Annotated in this window: 16 protein-coding genes; 9 read left to right on the forward strand and 7 right to left on the reverse strand. The window is 45.6% G+C overall.

Features of this window, described 5'->3' with window-relative positions; translation table 11 throughout:
• Positions 1-37: 37 nt before the first annotated feature.
• From L5L97_RS02850 to L5L97_RS02860, 3 genes are read right to left on the reverse strand one after another with little or no spacing between them, the layout of a single operon-like run.
• On the reverse strand, positions 38-994 hold the full coding sequence (locus L5L97_RS02850; RefSeq protein WP_219250393.1) for a DUF4097 family beta strand repeat-containing protein: 957 nt from the start codon (positions 992-994) through the stop codon (positions 38-40).
• Positions 991-1575, reverse strand: a complete 585-nt coding sequence (locus L5L97_RS02855) for an anti-sigma factor (RefSeq protein ID WP_219250392.1) — start codon at positions 1573-1575, stop codon at positions 991-993. Before L5L97_RS02855 ends, L5L97_RS02850 begins: the two co-directional genes overlap by 4 nt.
• Positions 1575-2108 carry an RNA polymerase sigma factor gene (locus L5L97_RS02860; RefSeq protein ID WP_113939254.1) on the reverse strand — a complete coding sequence of 178 codons (534 nt, stop codon included), beginning with the start codon at positions 2106-2108 and terminating at the stop codon, positions 1575-1577. Before L5L97_RS02860 ends, L5L97_RS02855 begins: the two co-directional genes overlap by 1 nt.
• Positions 2109-2547: 439 nt before the next feature.
• Here L5L97_RS02860 and L5L97_RS02865 point away from each other — a divergent pair, with 439 nt between their 5' ends.
• Positions 2548-4410, forward strand: coding sequence for a methyl-accepting chemotaxis protein (locus L5L97_RS02865; protein ID WP_173496755.1), 1863 nt, complete (start codon positions 2548-2550; stop codon positions 4408-4410).
• A 185-nt stretch (positions 4411-4595) separates the two neighbouring features.
• On the opposite strand, the gene L5L97_RS02870 is transcribed toward L5L97_RS02865, so the two are convergent.
• From L5L97_RS02870 to lolB, 3 genes are all read right to left on the reverse strand, one after another.
• Positions 4596-5543 carry a ribose-phosphate pyrophosphokinase gene (locus L5L97_RS02870; protein ID WP_006080255.1) on the reverse strand — a complete coding sequence of 316 codons (948 nt, stop codon included), beginning with the start codon at positions 5541-5543 and terminating at the stop codon, positions 4596-4598.
• A gap of 112 nt (positions 5544-5655) precedes the next feature.
• A complete protein-coding gene (gene ispE, locus L5L97_RS02875; RefSeq protein WP_173242894.1) occupies positions 5656-6510 on the reverse strand; it encodes a 4-(cytidine 5'-diphospho)-2-C-methyl-D-erythritol kinase in 855 nt (284 codons plus the stop codon).
• A gap of 1 nt (position 6511) precedes the next feature.
• Positions 6512-7156 carry a lipoprotein insertase outer membrane protein LolB gene (gene lolB / locus L5L97_RS02880; protein WP_173242897.1) on the reverse strand — a complete coding sequence of 215 codons (645 nt, stop codon included), beginning with the start codon at positions 7154-7156 and terminating at the stop codon, positions 6512-6514.
• 253 nt (positions 7157-7409) lie between these two features.
• On the opposite strand from lolB, the gene hemA reads away from it, so the two are divergent.
• The 3 genes from hemA to prmC are packed head-to-tail and all read left to right on the forward strand — an operon-like array spanning position 7410 to position 10617.
• A complete protein-coding gene (hemA, locus tag L5L97_RS02885; protein ID WP_028761678.1) occupies positions 7410-8660 on the forward strand; it encodes a glutamyl-tRNA reductase in 1251 nt (416 codons plus the stop codon).
• Between the two features lie 14 nt (positions 8661-8674).
• Positions 8675-9766: a peptide chain release factor 1 gene (gene prfA / locus L5L97_RS02890; RefSeq protein ID WP_131523734.1), complete on the forward strand. Its 1092-nt coding sequence runs from the start codon at positions 8675-8677 to the stop codon at positions 9764-9766.
• Between the two features lie 2 nt (positions 9767-9768).
• Positions 9769-10617, forward strand: a complete 849-nt coding sequence (prmC, locus tag L5L97_RS02895; protein ID WP_113939044.1) for a peptide chain release factor N(5)-glutamine methyltransferase — start codon at positions 9769-9771, stop codon at positions 10615-10617.
• A 134-nt stretch (positions 10618-10751) separates the two neighbouring features.
• Here the strand turns inward: prmC and L5L97_RS02900 are convergent, their stop codons facing one another.
• Positions 10752-11165: a GNAT family N-acetyltransferase gene (locus tag L5L97_RS02900; protein ID WP_263181955.1), complete on the reverse strand. Its 414-nt coding sequence runs from the start codon at positions 11163-11165 to the stop codon at positions 10752-10754.
• A 119-nt stretch (positions 11166-11284) separates the two neighbouring features.
• Here L5L97_RS02900 and L5L97_RS02905 point away from each other — a divergent pair, with 119 nt between their 5' ends.
• The 5 genes from L5L97_RS02905 (at position 11285) to L5L97_RS02925 (ending at position 15840) form a co-directional block, all read left to right on the forward strand.
• Positions 11285-11680: a SirB2 family protein gene (locus tag L5L97_RS02905; RefSeq protein ID WP_263181957.1), complete on the forward strand. Its 396-nt coding sequence runs from the start codon at positions 11285-11287 to the stop codon at positions 11678-11680.
• Positions 11680-12468: a SirB1 family protein gene (locus L5L97_RS02910; RefSeq protein WP_113939759.1), complete on the forward strand. Its 789-nt coding sequence runs from the start codon at positions 11680-11682 to the stop codon at positions 12466-12468. Before L5L97_RS02905 ends, L5L97_RS02910 begins: the two co-directional genes overlap by 1 nt.
• A gap of 156 nt (positions 12469-12624) precedes the next feature.
• Positions 12625-13872: a DUF819 domain-containing protein gene (locus tag L5L97_RS02915; RefSeq protein WP_105250145.1), complete on the forward strand. Its 1248-nt coding sequence runs from the start codon at positions 12625-12627 to the stop codon at positions 13870-13872.
• A 58-nt stretch (positions 13873-13930) separates the two neighbouring features.
• Positions 13931-14779 (forward strand): 3-deoxy-8-phosphooctulonate synthase, encoded by an 849-nt coding sequence (kdsA, locus tag L5L97_RS02920; protein ID WP_105250144.1) that lies wholly within the window; start codon positions 13931-13933, stop codon positions 14777-14779.
• A 188-nt stretch (positions 14780-14967) separates the two neighbouring features.
• On the forward strand, positions 14968-15840 hold the full coding sequence (locus tag L5L97_RS02925) for a DMT family transporter (RefSeq protein ID WP_219250387.1): 873 nt from the start codon (positions 14968-14970) through the stop codon (positions 15838-15840).
• Positions 15841-15847 lie beyond the last annotated feature (7 nt).

Genomic DNA, 15847 nt, shown 5'->3' on the forward strand with positions numbered 1-15847 from the left:
CTTTGGCGGCATTTTTATTTGTGCTAAATAGCTTTTATTACTGTTTCTTTAAAATCAGATGACCGCTGATGGTATTCATCTTCACGTTGGCTGCACCAGAGCCTGTTTGGAATGATAACTCTGTGCTTGGTACATATTTTTGTTTTTGCGGTACATCTTGGGTTAAACCGTTGTTGATTTTTCCACCAGGACCACCATCTAAGTTGAAGCTGGCATCGGGAACATCATTAAAGATCACGGTAATATCGCCACTCACACTTTCAAAATTTGCTTTGTTGAAGTTTTTAGCGAGTGATACTTGTGAATCTCCGCTGACGGTTCTGAGCTCGATTTCCTTGGTGACGCTAAAGTTAGCATTCACTTCACCTGAGACTTGTTCAATCGTGACTTTTTCTGCTTGAGTGTGGCTTTTTAAGTCACCGCTAACGAGGCGATAATTCATTTCTCCTTTACTGTCAGTGTCCTGAATCGTGCCGGATACGGTTTCTAATTTGATTTTTCCATCAAGTGCTTTGGTCGTGATATCACCAGAGACTGTATGTAACTCAGGTTTACCACTTAAGTTGTTGGCGTTGATATTGCCGCTTACCGTATTCAAATCTAGTTCACCTTGAGTTTCGGCAACTTGCAGATTGGCAGATATGGTATCTGCACTGAGTTTAACCGTTTTTGGGACTTTAATGGTGAGCTGTGATCCTTTGTCATTATTGCCATTATAGTGGCGAGGCATTTTGTCTTCGATATTGAGACTATTTCCCTGTTGCTCAAACACAAAGCCTTCGCTCAATTCATCTAATGTGCCAGTGACACTCACTTCACTCTTATCCCATGTTTGAATGGTCACATCACCGCGTTGGACTTTGATCTGCAGTTGAGTGTCGCTGCTGACACTTAACTGTTTATCAACGCTTTGTGCTGCTAACACATTGCCCATTAAGCCTAAACAGAGTGTCGAAACCAATAGGCTAGCTTTAGTGAGATTGAGGTTACTCATAGGGTGTTTCCTTGTGTCGAGTTTCTAATGGGTAATTTTTGGCCCTGTTGTAATAGGTCGAGCTCACGCTGCTGCACCCAAAGCCACAGTTGCCAAAGTTGTTTATCGGTTGGATTCGCTTGTAAAGCTTGGTAAATCTGTGTTGCCGCGAGCCTTAGCTCAGTTAAACCTTGCTCAACGGGTGCGCTGAAGCTGCTCGTTTGCCACATTAGCGCATTTGGCGCCTGTTCTAGGTTGTCCACTTGCGCTTGGTGTGATGTTGCAATTTGGGTGAGTAATAAATGTAAGGCCACATCCTCTGGTTGCTCTGGCATAGCTTGGTTCTGGGCAAGCTCTGTCTGCTGCATTATGAATGAGTTGAAATAGGGCAATTGGGTATATCCCAATGCCGCTAGAATAATAAACGAAGCCGCTATCGCCCAAGCGTGACTCTTCTGGGATTTGTACGTTTGGGGTATCAGCGTTTTATCCATGCGTTTTTCAATGCCTTGCCACAGATCATGTGTAGGCGACATCTCTTTGGGCGCGCTATTAATCAATTGCTCAAGCTGTTGTTCACGGGAAAGCGGCGTTAACGTCATTACAGCATCTCCTGTAGTAGTTGCTTAGCTCTATGGTATTGGGTCTTACTGGTGCCGACGGCAATGCCAAGTAAGTCAGCGATTTCATCATGTTGATAACCTTCGATTGCACAGAGTACGAAAACCATGCGAGCGCGTTCTGGCAGTTTGAAAATTAACTTATCTAATCCGCTATAGCTGCTATCAGAGCTTAAGGGTTCTGTTTCTTGTTCCAGCGGAATAAATCGTGACCAAAAGGACTTTTGTTTACGAATGCTGCTCAATGCTTGATTGACACAAATACTGTGTAACCAAGTGGAAAACTGACTCTCACCTCGAAATTGTGGCAACTTCTGCCACACTAAAATAAAACACTCTTGGGTTATTTCTTCAGCCATAGCGCTATGGCCGCAAAGGCGCAGTGATAGGGCGTAAATACGTTGGTAATGGCTTTGATACAGCAACTTGAAGGCAGTTCTGTCTCCTTGGCTCGCTAAGGTGACCAGTTCAAAGTCAGACATTGAGCCATTGAGTGGGAGGATCCCTGCTGTCACTGTAATTTCCTGCCATAATGATTGAGTGTTGTAGTTTTGACGCAGTGGGCGCTACAAAAGGTTTGGAACCTTAAAAAATATATTTTATTTAGATCAATTATCCAGCGTAACATTTTTGTAATTTGTAGTAGAATTCGCCCGAAAAAGTACTGCTAAGCTAATGAAGTAATTCATTTTATATCAATTGATATTATGACACTTACATCTGCTTTGAGACGGTATATTTAACGTAATTAAAACGAAATACTTTGTAGTAACGGTAGGGTATCACCCTGAAGAACTAAGTTAAAAATAATGCGGTACTCACAGTATGGGAGCTTAAATCGACAAGCTATCAAAGTATTTGATGTGAACTTTTAATGTATTGCTATGTTTGCGCTGTTAAAGGCTTAATTTCCAGCTATCTTTTTAAGATAGATTATATATTCGGGGACTTTCTATGCTAATCCGCTCAAAGTTGTTACTCAGTGCTGCAGTGTCTATTTCGGCACTAATTGCCATGTTTGGATTACAACTCTATTCAAATTCGGTGAAATCGGAACTTTCTAACGCGGCTCAAAGTGTGCTTGATTTAGAGCGCGACGTCTTAATTTTGCGTAAAAATGAAAAGGACTTTTTCGCTCGCAAGGATTTGAAATATGTCGAGCTGCATAAGCAAAGCCACATGGCAATCGACAGTATTGTCCCTGAGTTAGAGAAAGTCTTTAAAGAATATGGGGTATCGACTGCCTCACTTGAAAGTTTTGACCGTAATTTAAATCAGTATCAAGCCGCTTTTTCTGAAGTGGTGCAGCTACAACAAGAGATTGGCTTAACACCTAAAACAGGTTTGTACGGTACGTTACGAGCTGCGGTGCATAACGTTGAAACGCTACTCAAAGAATTTGATCAGCCCGCACTCGAAGCCGCAATGCTGCAACTTAGGCGTAACGAAAAGGATTTTATGCTGCGTCGTGAGCTAAGTTATGTCGAAACCTTCGATACTAATATTAGTAAGTTTAATGACAAGCTTCATGCCTCGAGTATCGATATTGATACTCAACGAAAAATTGAAGAGCTTATTACTCAATATCAAAAGGATTTCAAAAGCTTAATTAATAAGGAACAGCAGCTTGGTTTGACCGAAAATGACGGTACTATGGCGCGAGTTTTAGCTGCAAACCAGCAAACTGAGAGCAGTACGAGTGACTTGAAAAATTTGGCTCTTAAGGCCATTGATGATGCTGAGAGTAGTAGTGTTAATGTCGGTATTACTGTGTTTATCTTTATTGCGTTACTACTATCAATCATTACCTACTTGATTATCCGCAGTATTATCGCGCCTGTTGAGCGTATCACGCAGATCATTTCTCGCATCGAGGTGAGTAAAGATCTGACATTGAGGTGCGATGCCTCCACCCAAGATGAACTTGGTGAAATTGCACAGCATTTCAATAGCATGGTGAGTAGCTTCCAACAGCTGATTGAGCAAGTGATTGAGTCGGTCGCAACGATTAACACTTCCTGTAAACGTGTTTCAGAAAATGCCATGCTCGCCTCCGAAGGTGTGGGCCAACAACTTAATGAGACCGACATGGTCGCAACAGCAATCACTGAGATGGGCGCAACGATTGAGGAAATCGCTAAAACAACCGAATTAGCGGCATCAAAAGCGGGTCAGACTCACGATAATGCCCAAAGTGGTCAATTAGAGGTTGAGCAAACGATACATAAAATCCAGTCACTTGCTGAGCAGTTGAATAGCTCTGCAGCGGTCGTTAATGAATTGGAACGTGACAGCGAGACTATCGGTAGCGTGTTAGATGTGATCCGCGGCATTGCTGAGCAGACTAACCTTTTAGCCTTGAACGCCGCGATTGAAGCGGCGCGTGCGGGTGAGCAGGGCCGTGGTTTTGCTGTGGTTGCCGATGAAGTGCGTAACTTAGCGATGCGGACGCAATCGTCAACCCAAGAGATTGCTAACATCATTCAAACGCTGCAGACGCGTACCCGATCGATTGTGCAATTGATGGAATCTAGCCAAAAACAAGGCGTTGAAAGCGCTGAACAAGCGGCAAGTGCTGGCGCTTTATTGAAGCTTATCAATAACGACGTGCGTAATATTATGGACATGAGCACTCAAATTGCGGCGGCTATTGAAGAGCAAAGTATGGTGGCGGCTGAAGTGAACAAGAACGTGGTGGTGATCCGCGATATCGCTGAGGAGTCATCCCATGCGGCAGATGCAAATGCGTCCGCATCGGATGAGCTTAAGGCGCAGGCTGAGTTCTTATTCCGTGCGGTGAGTAATTTTAAAATCTAATGTGTAGAAGCCAGTTTACATCTGATGATCAGAAGCTGGCTTAAAAAATACACTAACAAAAACGCACTCCGAGGAGTGCGTTTTTATGTCTGAGTGGTTAGCTCTGCAAGCTTAGTGATTCGTTAAAACAGTAAGCTGTGCATTGGAACCACTCAGATTAGTCAGAACGTTCAGTAACAGAACTATTAGTGACGGAACATGGCAGAAATAGACTCTTCGTTGCTTACGCGACGAATTGCCTCAGCCAGTACCGCAGACATAGTTAACTGAGTCACTTTAGCCACTTTCAACATTTCTGGGCTTAAAGGAACAGTGTCAGTCACAATCACTTCATCAATCACTGAGTTAGCGATATTTTCAGCCGCTTTGCCTGAGAAGACTGGGTGAGTTGCGTAAGCAAATACGCGGTTCGCACCATGTTCTTTTAAGGCTTCAGCCGCTTTACACAGAGTGCCGCCTGTGTCGATCATATCGTCAACGATAATGCAGTCACGACCTTGAACATCACCAATGATGTGCATAACTTGCGCAACGTTCGCTTGTGGGCGACGTTTATCAATGATCGCTAAATCAGAATCATCCAACAGTTTTGCTACTGCGCGAGCGCGAACAACACCACCGATGTCTGGAGAAACAACGACTGGATTATCTAAGTTCTTCGCTAACATATCTTCTAGCAGCACTGGGCTACCAAATACGTTATCAACAGGAACGTCGAAGAAACCTTGGATTTGCTCAGCGTGCAGGTCACAGGTCAGAACGCGGTCAACACCCACGCTAGACAGGAAATCGGCAACCACTTTTGCAGTAATAGGTACACGGGCGCTACGAACGCGACGGTCTTGACGAGCATAACCAAAGTAAGGAATAACAGCTGTGATACGGCCAGCAGATGCACGGCGCAGCGCGTCAACCATCACGATGAGTTCCATCAGGTTGTCGTTTGTCGGCGCACAAGTGGATTGGATGATGAACACATCGGCTCCACGTACATTTTCGTTAATTTGGACACTGATTTCACCATCGCTGAAACGACCAACCACTGCGTCTCCGAGTTTGCAAAATAGACGATCGGCTATCTTTTTAGCGAGACTGGGGGTGGCGTTCCCAGCAAAGAGCTTGATGTCGGGCACTGTATGAACCTCAGGCGTTTGCTTTATATTTTAGTGGCTAGAGTAACGACGATGTAGGGACGGGAGGAACCCGAGGCGTTATCGTTAAGTGGTTACTCTAGAAGAAAGTAGTTTAAGGGTGACTGAGTCGCGTGATGAGCGGCGAAAGATTCATCCCTTGTGCAACAAATCCTTGCATTTCAGACGGTAATTTCGCCAAGGCTGCGAGAGCTTGTTGCTTTTGTGTGAATTCCCCGAACACGCATGCGCCTGTTCCTGTCATTCTCGACGGCGCATATTCTAGCAGCCAGCCTAATGCCTTGGCAACTTGAGGGTATTTAGAAACGACTAGTTTTTGACAATCATTTGCCCAAGGTTGGTTCATTAGGGTATCTATGGCCAGTTTCGGGGTATCACGTGGTAAAAGTGGATCTTGGAATACTTCAGCGGTGGAAACATGGGCATCGGGTGCGATGATTAAGTACCAAGGCTCACTCGGATTTACCGCTTGCAAGCGTTCACCTACACCTTCGGCAAAAGCGGCGAAACCATGAATAAAAACAGGAATATCGGCACCCAATTTAAGGCCGATTTTAGCCAGTTCTTCGGTCGATAATTGGGTGTTCCATAACGTGTTCAGTGCCACTAAGGTGGTGGCAGCATCTGACGAGCCGCCACCTAAACCTCCGCCCATGGGTAGACGTTTATCCAACCAGATTTCGGCGCCGCCAGTAAAGCCTGTGATTTGTTGTAATGATTTTGCGGCTCGCAGAATTAAGTTATCGCTATCGGCGACAACATTAGAGATATTGGAGTGCAAAATCAGTTCTGCGGTTTCAGTGACCTTAAAATCGAGCATGTCACAGTAATCAATAAACTGAAACAAGGTTTGCAGTTCATGATAACCATCTGCGCGGCGACCATTCACGTGTAAGAATAAGTTAAGCTTGGCTGGTGCTGGCCAATGGCGTGAAATTGCTGCGGGCATGCTAAGGTTTCTCTTCGAGTATGATTGCAGGCTTGCCGAGGGCTTGCCATTGATTCAATTGTAGTTTGAGTTGTAAGTCACCACGCTCAAGCTTTAATTGATGGGGCACGTTGGCGCCGCTCTGGGATTGCCAACTTAAAAATGTGACCTGCCAAGGCGGTGGGGTTTGAGTGTTCGTGAGCTGTTTAGGTTTGCCTTGGCTATCGCTTTCAAGTACTTGATCATTCAGGCCAACTTGACCAGTGATCCACAAAGGTAAATCGGCCAAGGGGATGGACCAACCGCTGACGCGCTCGAGTAAACGCTGGGCATTATCGTCGCGAAAATCTTTGCCATCGATATGTAAATGGGCAGAGTTCGAGGTTGAATTAAGCGTCAACACAGTTGTACCTAGCATAGTCGTGAGTGTGAGTTCATCGCGATCTTCACTGTGGCGCCAGTAGATATTGGCACTGAGTTTATCGTCGGGAGTTTTTATCGCTAGTTTTCCCTGTAATTCCCAAGCTTTGGCTTGGCGCGCATCATTGACTGTGATTGGGCTTAAGTCAGTCATCGGCGGCAAGGTTTCACACCCCGCCAGCAAGAGTAGGGCGCTTAAGGTAAAACAAGAGAAAATGGTTTTTGTGAGGCGCTTCAAATTATTCATCTATGACTGATATACCAAAGTCCTTATGATACGAGGGCTTGGAAAGAATACCAATGCCAAACGTAAAATTTCCATCGGCGGTCACTTAGATTTGCTCCCTTGGGGCAAATTTTGCCTTACCTATTATTGATAGAAAATTTAGGTAAGAAGTTAGACCTTTATTCGGTTTTGTTAAGCGTATTCTGTTTTTAGTTGGGCCAATTCAGTAGAATGCCCTTATTAAGAGAGTCGCCAAGAATCTAGAAAGAGTCAGATGAGCCTTGTAGCAATCGGTATTAACCATAAAACAGCCACGGTAGACCTGCGTGAGAAAGTCGCCTTCTCTCCGGACAAAATTCATGACGCTATGAAGAGTCTGGCCAGTCGTACACGCTCGGGTGAAGCCGTTATTGTCTCGACCTGTAATCGCACTGAGTTGTATTGCAACAACGGCGATGAGGCCGACATTATTGCGTGGCTTGAAGAATATCACGGCCTAGATCATGAGGATGTAGCACCTTGTCTCTATAACTATCACGGTCAAGATGCCGTCAGGCATTTGATGCGCGTAGCCTCTGGGCTCGATTCTTTGATCCTTGGTGAGCCGCAGATTCTCGGTCAAGTAAAGCAAGCGTTCGTTAAGGCCAAAGAGGCTGGTACGGTTGCGCTAACCATAGATAGACTCTTTCAGAATACTTTTTCAGTCGCTAAGAAAGTCCGCACTGACACTGAAATTGGCGCCGCCGCAGTTTCTGTGGCATTTGCCGCGGTAAGCATGGCGAAACATATTTTCTCATCAATATCGACCACTAAAGTACTGTTGATTGGCGCAGGTGAAACCATAGAACTGGTTGCAAAGCATCTTAAAGACAACGGCGTGGCTTCAATGGTCGTAGCAAATCGGACGTTAGAACGTGCCCAAGGCATGTGCGAGGAGTTTGGCGCAACAGCAATTACACTGGCGCAGATACCAGATTATCTCCCAAAAGCCGATATCGTGATATCCTCTACCGCCAGCCCTCTGCCTATCCTAGGTAAAGGCATGGTCGAAAAAGCGCTAAAGCAGCGTCGCCATCAACCTATGTTATTGGTTGATATAGCAGTTCCCCGGGATATTGAGCCGGAAGTCGCCGATTTGGATGACGCGTTTCTGTATACAGTGGACGACCTGCATAGCATTATTGAACAGAATATGGCTTCTCGAAAAGAAGCCGCCGAGCAAGCTGAAGTAATTACTGAAGAACAATCTTTCTTATTTATGGATTGGATCCGTTCTTTAGAGTCGGTCGACAGTATTCGCGAGTATCGCAGCCAGAGCATGGCGGTAAAAGATGAGTTAGTGGAACGCGCCCTGAATAAATTAGCCCAGGGTTCAGACACTGAGCAGGTATTGATTGAACTAGCCAATCGCCTGACCAATAAACTTATCCACGCACCGACACAGGCCCTCACGGCAGCGAGTCGTCAGGGCGATTTGAATACTCTCGGTCAGTTAAGATCAGCGCTTGGATTAGATAAAAACTAAGGTTAGCGAGTTAAATGAAGGAATCCGTTATCCGCAAGCTGGAAGGCTTGCTCGAGCGCAATGAAGAAGTCATGGCTTTGCTGGGTGATGCTAGCGTCATTTCCGATCAAGACAGGTTTCGTGCGTTATCGAAAGAATATGCCCAGTTAGAAGACGTTGTTGCTGGCTTTAAAGCCTATCAGCAAGCGCAGGCCGATCTCGATTCTGCCAAAGAAATGCTGGAAGAAGACGATGCTGAAATGCGTGAAATGGCGCAGGAAGAGATGAAGGCCGCTAAGGCCAAACTCGAGCAGCTCGAAGACGAATTGCAAATTCTATTATTGCCAAAAGATCCTGACGACGATAAAAATGCGTTCGTTGAGATCCGCGCTGGTGCAGGCGGTGACGAAGCGGCTATTTTTGCCGGTGATTTATTCCGCATGTACAGCCGTTATGCTGAAGCGAATCGCTGGCAGATTGAAATCATGAGCTGTAACGAAGGCGAACATGGTGGCTTTAAAGAAGTGATCATGAAGGTCAGCGGTGACGGCGTATACGGCAAACTTAAGTTTGAATCCGGCGGCCACCGTGTACAGCGTGTGCCAGAAACCGAATCCCAAGGACGTGTGCATACTTCAGCGGTTACTGTTGTGGTACTTCACGAAGTGCCTGAAGCGGAAGCGATTTCAATCAATCCAGCCGATCTGAAAGTCGATACTTATCGTTCATCAGGTGCAGGTGGTCAGCACGTTAACAAAACTGACTCAGCTATTCGAATCACCCATATTCCTACTGGGATCGTGGTGGAATGCCAAGATCAACGTTCGCAGCATAAGAACCGTGCCCAAGCCATGAGTGTACTGGCCGCACGTATTCAAGCTGTTGAAGACGAAAAACGCCGTAGCGCCGAAGAATCGACCCGTCGTAGTCTGGTTGCCAGTGGCGATCGCTCCGAACGTGTACGTACTTATAACTTCCCGCAAGGCCGCGTGAGCGAACACCGCATCAACTTGACCTTATATCGCTTGAACGAAGTGATGGAAGGCGATCTCGATGCTATTTTATTGCCTCTGATGCAAGAGCATCAAGCCGATCAGTTAGCCGCACTGGCTGACGAGCAGGGGTAATTTTGTCAGATCAATCTAGCATAGCCGAAGCCCTGCAATGGGCTTATGTGCAGTTAGCATCAACCTCTGAATCCGCTCATCTGGATGCAGAGGTTTTGTTGTTATATTGCCTCAATAAAAGCCGCAGCTATTTGTATACTTGGCCTGAAAAATCCCTAACGGTTGAACAGTGGAAACGCTTCCAGCAAATGGTACAGAAACGCCAAAAAGGCGTACCTGTGGCACATATTGTCGGTGAGCGCGAATTTTGGTCGTTGCCTTTTATCGTCAACGACACCACTTTGATCCCGCGTCCTGATACGGAAATTTTGGTTGAAACTGCATTGAACATGCCGCTTTCCACCTACGCCAAAGTGCTCGATTTAGGCACTGGTACTGGGGCAATTGCGCTGGCGTTGGCGTCTGAGCGTGAGTCATGGCAAATCACCGCGGTCGATAAAGTCGATGATGCCGTGGCTTTGGCTATCGCGAATCGTGAGAACTTAAAGCTGCCACAGGTCGAAATTCTCCAGAGTGACTGGTTCAGTGCCGTAAAGTCGCGGGACTTTGATTTAATCGTCTCAAATCCGCCCTATATTGATGAAGCTGACGAACACTTGCACCAAGGTGACGTGCGTTTCGAGCCCCAAAGCGCGTTAACCGCCGCCGAGGAAGGCTTTGCCGATCTTTATTATATTGCCAACACTGCCCGAGATTACTTAAAGCCTAACGGCTATATCCTGCTCGAGCATGGTTTCGAACAGGCTGTAAAACTCAGAGCTAAGCTTATCGAACTGGGCTACGAGAATGTCGCGACAGTGCGAGACTTTGGCAGTAATGACAGATGCACTATGGGTAAATGGGCAGAATAACACGCTGCTTTAAGTGAAGATATTTATCCAGTTATACCGATTTATCGAACGCCATTGCTTATTACCAATGGCGTTTTTGTTTTCCATAGGGCGACCTTAAGTTGGTGTAAGATGAAGATCCCAAACCTTAAACATCACAACACTTTTACCATAAAAAATTTACTGCCGGTTTCTGGGTAGGCTTGTTGTACCCATTGCACGCGATAGTCGTGGCGCTCATAAAAAGGCTTAGCTTGAAAATCTAAGGTATCGAGTAGGGCAAATTGGCAGCCGCGCTCCTTTGCTTGGCTTTCTGCGGCTAATAATAAGCGCGTGCCGATACTTTGGTGTCTTAAAGAATCATCGACCCACAGATACTCGATTAACAACCAATTGCCGAACGTTTTACCACTGATCCCTGCTAACAGTTTACCTTCGGAGTCCTGTAGTTTGAGTCCGAGATTTTTACGGCTAAGCCCCTGCCATTGGACTTGGTTGAACTCGACAATTTTTTGTTTTACAGCGTCGGCGAACTCGGTTGATTCATCGTTAATTAAGCTTAAATTCATCGTCACTTCTCGTTTGATTTTTTATGATGTTAGCTCTGAATATCTAGGCTGATAGGCATTGGTATGCCGCCAAGGATTAGGGTAAACTAGCGCCTTTGTCACTGGCCATAAGTATCGTAATGGAAACTTTTTACAGTCTATATCCTGCGGTTAAACATCTGCATTTTACCTTTATCGCGTTGAGCGTGTTATTGCTCACCGTGCGCTTTGTCCTGCATCTGCGCCAATCGGCTCTGATGGAGAAGAAGCTGCTCAAGATAGCGCCCCATGTTATCGACACTTTCCTACTGCTGTCGGGCTTAACTTTGTGTTTTATGATCCAGCAATTTCCTTTTGTGGATCCTTGGATGACCGAAAAAATCGGTGCTGTAGTTGCTTACATTGTCCTAGGCGCCATTGCCATAAAAGTGAATAGAAACAAATTGTTTAAAGTGTTTGCTTACTTAGGCGCGATAGGTTGGTTGGTTTATGCTGCTAAATTGGCTCATTTTAAACAAGCGGTATTATTGGGTTAATGGGTAACTACACTCTGCAAGATGGCATTTCATTGCCCGAGTCGGCATTGGATGTAGGTGCGCACCTTGGATTTTCTAAACTTGAAGCCGCTAAATGGGCTTGGTTTGAAATGGCGGGAGCCGTATTAAGTCATTACTTGGTTGATCAACAACAGCGTTTTAATGCGCTGTTGCATTGGTTTTACGAGGATTTAGGTTTTTGTGTTCGTGAGAACTACTTCAGTACAGAGGCGGCAGATTTAGGTACTTGCTTAATTAGTCGCCAAGGTAATAGTACAACGCTGGCGACGGTATTGATGTTGCTGGCGAAGCAGTTAGATCTTGAACTCGACCCCATATTGCTACCTGGCAATACGGTGCTGCGTTGTAAGATTGGCGGTGAAGTGAGTTATTTGGATCCTTTAACGGGCAAGGAACTCACCCGTCACCAGTTGCACGTGTTAGTGCGCGGCGAGTTAGGTAATGCTGCTGAGCTTAAGGCAAGTTACTTAAAGCCTGCAACGGTGAAAAAACTGCTGACGCGTATGCTGCATGAGCTTAAGGCGGGTTGCATAGTGTCGCATCAATTTGAGGCAGCGATGGAGTGTTGCAGTCTGCTGTTGCAATGGCATGTTGACGATGTGCATTTGAATCGTGAGCGGGCGTTTATTGCACAGCAGTTGGGTTGTATTAATGTGGCCGCCGCCGATCTGCAGCATTTTGTTGATAATAGTCCTCACGATCCCGTGATCGAGATAGTGAAGATGCAGCTCAAAGAATTAAACGAACACGCCGAGGTTTATCACTAAAGCAGAGCCTTTCGGGGCTCTTCTTATTTATTCAACTTTTATTAACGAATTCAATCCGCAAAAATAATAACACTGGGCAGATGAAAGTTTGACCCAGGGACTTAAAAGTTAAGTCTCTAATAAAAATAATAACTGTATCGACAGGGAGAAATTAGCATGACAAGCACGGCTTTAGTGACGAACGATGCCACGGCGTTAGGAATACTCGCGACAATTCTAGGTTTTGTATTTTATACCAGTAGCAGTAGTCATCCTTTTTGGCAGAAGTTTTATCGTTTTATTCCCGCCCTTTTATTGTGCTATTTCTTGCCATCGTTATTGAACACCTTTGGGGTAATCGATGGTAATACCTCACAACTGTATTTTGTTGCATCCCGTTATTTGCTGCCAGCTTGTTTAGTCTTATTGATTTTAAGCGTTGATTTAAAAGCTATTTTAAGTTTAGGTCCGAAAGCTTTGATCATGTTTTTAACCGGCACTGTCGGTATCGTTATCGGCGGCCCTATCGCCTTGTTGCTGGTGTCGGTTATTGAACCTTCTTTAATTGGGGTCGATGGCCCCGATGCGGTATGGCGTGGTATGACGACCTTAGCGGGGAGCTGGATTGGTGGGGGCGCAAACCAAGCTGCAATGAAAGAGATTTATGACGTGGGCGGTAATATTTTCTCTGTGATGGTGACAGTCGATGTGATAGTCGCCAATATTTGGATGGCAGTGCTGCTGTTTCTAGCCTCAAAAGCGAAAGAGATCGATGCTAAAACCGGTGCGGATACTTCTGCTATTGAAGCGTTAAAAGATAAAGTTGAAAAGTATCACGCTGAAAATGCACGCATTCCTAATCTGCGCGATCTTATGCTGATTGTCGCTGTAGGCTTTGGTATCACAGGTATTGCTCATATCGCCGCTGATTTTCTGGGGCCATTTTTTGAAGTGAACTATCCTTGGACCGCAGATTACAGTTTAACCTCTAAATTCTTCTGGTTAGTGGTAATAGTCACAACGATTGGTTTGGCGATGTCATTCAGCCCAGTGCGTCATTTAGAGGCGGCGGGGGCATCAAAAGTGGCTTCAGCATTCCTTTACATCTTAGTTGCGACCATTGGTCTACATATGGATGTGAGTAAGGTGCTCGATACGCCATTGTACTTTTTAATTGGTATTGTGTGGATGATCGTTCACGCAAGCTTTATGTTACTGGTGGCTAAGCTGATTAAAGCCCCGTTATTTTATATGGCCGTAGGCAGCCAAGCGAATGTGGGTGGCGCTGCGTCAGCCCCTGTAGTTGCGGCGGCATTTCACCCCGCTTTAGCACCCGTGGGCGTACTGTTAGCCGTATTAGGTTATGCGTTAGGAACCTATATGGCATGGATTTGTGGTCAAATTTTACAGTTAGTTGCGGTATAACCGCCTTAGCTCCTATTCACCGCTGGGAAAGGTTCCAGCATTTTAGAGAGAAGTTGCGATGAGTAATAAAATCATAAACCTAGGTTCAATCGAGATTGCCAACGATAAACCTTTCGTGTTGTTTGGTGGCATGAACGTGCTTGAGTCTCGCGATCTCGCTATGTCGATTGCTGAAACCTACGCCGAAGTGACTCAAAAGCTGGGGATCCCTTATATATTTAAGGCGTCTTTTGATAAGGCGAATCGTTCTTCGATCAACTCTTACCGCGGTCCAGGTATGGAGGAAGGCTTAAAGATTTTTGAAGAGATTAAAAAGACCTTTAATTTACCTTTGATCACCGATGTGCATGAAGTGCATCAGTGTGCGCCAGTGGCAGAAGTAGTTGATATTATTCAGTTACCTGCATTTCTAGCACGCCAGACTGATTTGGTTGTCGCGATGGCAAAAACTGGCGCTATCATCAATGTGAAAAAGCCACAGTTTTTAGCACCACATGAAATGCGCCATATCATCACTAAGTTTAACGAAGCGGGTAATGACGAGATCATCCTGTGTGAACGTGGTTCAAGCTTTGGATATAACAACTTAGTCGTTGATATGTTGGGTATGGACGAGATGAAGCAATCTGGCTATCCGGTGATTTTCGATGCGACCCATGCGCTGCAACGCCCTGGTGGTCGTGCAGATTCAGCGGGTGGACGTCGCGCACAGGCGACCGAGTTAGCGCGCAGTGGTATGGCGCTGGGTTTAGCGGGTCTATTCATTGAGGCGCACCCTGATCCTGATAACGCTAAGTGTGATGGCCCATGTGCGCTGCCTTTGCATCAGTTAGAAAATTATCTGAAGCAAATGAAAGCGATCGACGATTTGGTTAAATCCTTCGAGCCAATCGATACCAGTAAGTAATCGCAAGCTAAGACTTAATGAATTAGTGACTTAATCCTAAAGCCTCGACTCGTTCGGGGCTTTTGTTTTTCAGTCGAGGAATGTGATTGGTATAGCCCCGTAGCTATCTGAAACATTAATGTTTTATGATGGGCTTTGCCTAACAATCTTGTTTTTATAGCCGACCAGATTCTTTACGGAATACCTTTATGTGGATCTTACTCACTTTGCTGGCGGCATTTATGCAGGCTTGGCGTAATGCGTTTCAAAGCCAGCTGAGTAAAGAAGTGAGTGTTGCGGGCGTGACCTTAGCGCGTTTTATTTGGGCTGGGCCGATTGCCGCCGTGTATCTGGCGAGCTTATATCTTTGGCAGGATGTCGGAATCCCCGATTTTAGCGATCGTTTTATCGGTTTTATTCTCGGAGCATCGGCGATGCAAATCCTCGCGACGGGCTTGATGGTGAAATTGTTCAAGCAACAGAACTTTGCCGTTGGTGCTGGGCTAGCCAAGAGTGAAGCTGTGGTCGCGGCTGTGTTAGGCACAGTGTTTTTTGGGACGCATTTATCCCTTTTAGGTTGGTCGGGAGTGTTGTTGGGTGGTGTGGCAATTTTTCTCATGAGTGCCAAACAAGGCCTGCGAAGTCTGTCGCTCAATACGGTATTGATTGGTTTGGCTTGCGGTACTTCGTTTGCGCTGACATCGCTTTGGGTACGAGAAGCGAGTTTATGTTTGAATGTGGGTTTCCCCCATAGCGCTGCTTGGGTGCTGTTATTCGTGATTAGTCTACAGACCTTAGTGTTAGTCAGTTATCTGTTACTTAAGGATAAATCCACACTGGCCGCGTTATGGCAGCGACCTAAGCTAACCTTACTCACCAGTACCGCCAGTTGTTTAGGTTCTATCGGTTGGTTTAGTGCTATGTCGTTGCAGGCTGTGCCCTATGTTAAAACCTTAGGCCAAGTTGAAGTTTTCTTTATGATCTTGATTGCCACCTTTTGGCTGAAGGAAAAAGTAAAGATAAAAGATATGCTAGGGTTAGTCTTGATCGCTATCGCCGCTATTTTGGTGATGTGGGAATAGACTAAAT

Origin of the sequence: Shewanella sp. SM71 (assembly GCF_025653905.1) — a bacterium.
GTDB classification, from domain to species: domain Bacteria; phylum Pseudomonadota; class Gammaproteobacteria; order Enterobacterales; family Shewanellaceae; genus Shewanella; species Shewanella oncorhynchi.

What these genes read in the sequence shown, in the direction of transcription:
- L5L97_RS02850 (WP_219250393.1), bottom strand. Translation starts at nt 994, where the DNA reads ATGAGTAACCTCAATCTCACTAAAGCTAGCCTATTGGTTTCGACACTC.
- L5L97_RS02855 (WP_219250392.1), bottom strand. Translation starts at nt 1,575, where the DNA reads ATGACGTTAACGCCGCTTTCCCGTGAACAACAGCTTGAGCAATTGATT.
- L5L97_RS02865 (WP_173496755.1), top strand. Translation starts at nt 2,548, where the DNA reads ATGCTAATCCGCTCAAAGTTGTTACTCAGTGCTGCAGTGTCTATTTCG.
- ispE (WP_173242894.1), bottom strand. Translation starts at nt 6,510, where the DNA reads ATGCCCGCAGCAATTTCACGCCATTGGCCAGCACCAGCCAAGCTTAAC.
- lolB (WP_173242897.1), bottom strand. Translation starts at nt 7,156, where the DNA reads ATGAATAATTTGAAGCGCCTCACAAAAACCATTTTCTCTTGTTTTACC.
- hemA (WP_028761678.1), top strand. Translation starts at nt 7,410, where the DNA reads ATGAGCCTTGTAGCAATCGGTATTAACCATAAAACAGCCACGGTAGAC.
- prfA (WP_131523734.1), top strand. Translation starts at nt 8,675, where the DNA reads ATGAAGGAATCCGTTATCCGCAAGCTGGAAGGCTTGCTCGAGCGCAAT.
- L5L97_RS02900 (WP_263181955.1), bottom strand. Translation starts at nt 11,165, where the DNA reads ATGAATTTAAGCTTAATTAACGATGAATCAACCGAGTTCGCCGACGCT.
- L5L97_RS02905 (WP_263181957.1), top strand. Translation starts at nt 11,285, where the DNA reads ATGGAAACTTTTTACAGTCTATATCCTGCGGTTAAACATCTGCATTTT.
- L5L97_RS02910 (WP_113939759.1), top strand. Translation starts at nt 11,680, where the DNA reads ATGGGTAACTACACTCTGCAAGATGGCATTTCATTGCCCGAGTCGGCA.
- L5L97_RS02915 (WP_105250145.1), top strand. Translation starts at nt 12,625, where the DNA reads ATGACAAGCACGGCTTTAGTGACGAACGATGCCACGGCGTTAGGAATA.
- kdsA (WP_105250144.1), top strand. Translation starts at nt 13,931, where the DNA reads ATGAGTAATAAAATCATAAACCTAGGTTCAATCGAGATTGCCAACGAT.
- L5L97_RS02925 (WP_219250387.1), top strand. Translation starts at nt 14,968, where the DNA reads ATGTGGATCTTACTCACTTTGCTGGCGGCATTTATGCAGGCTTGGCGT.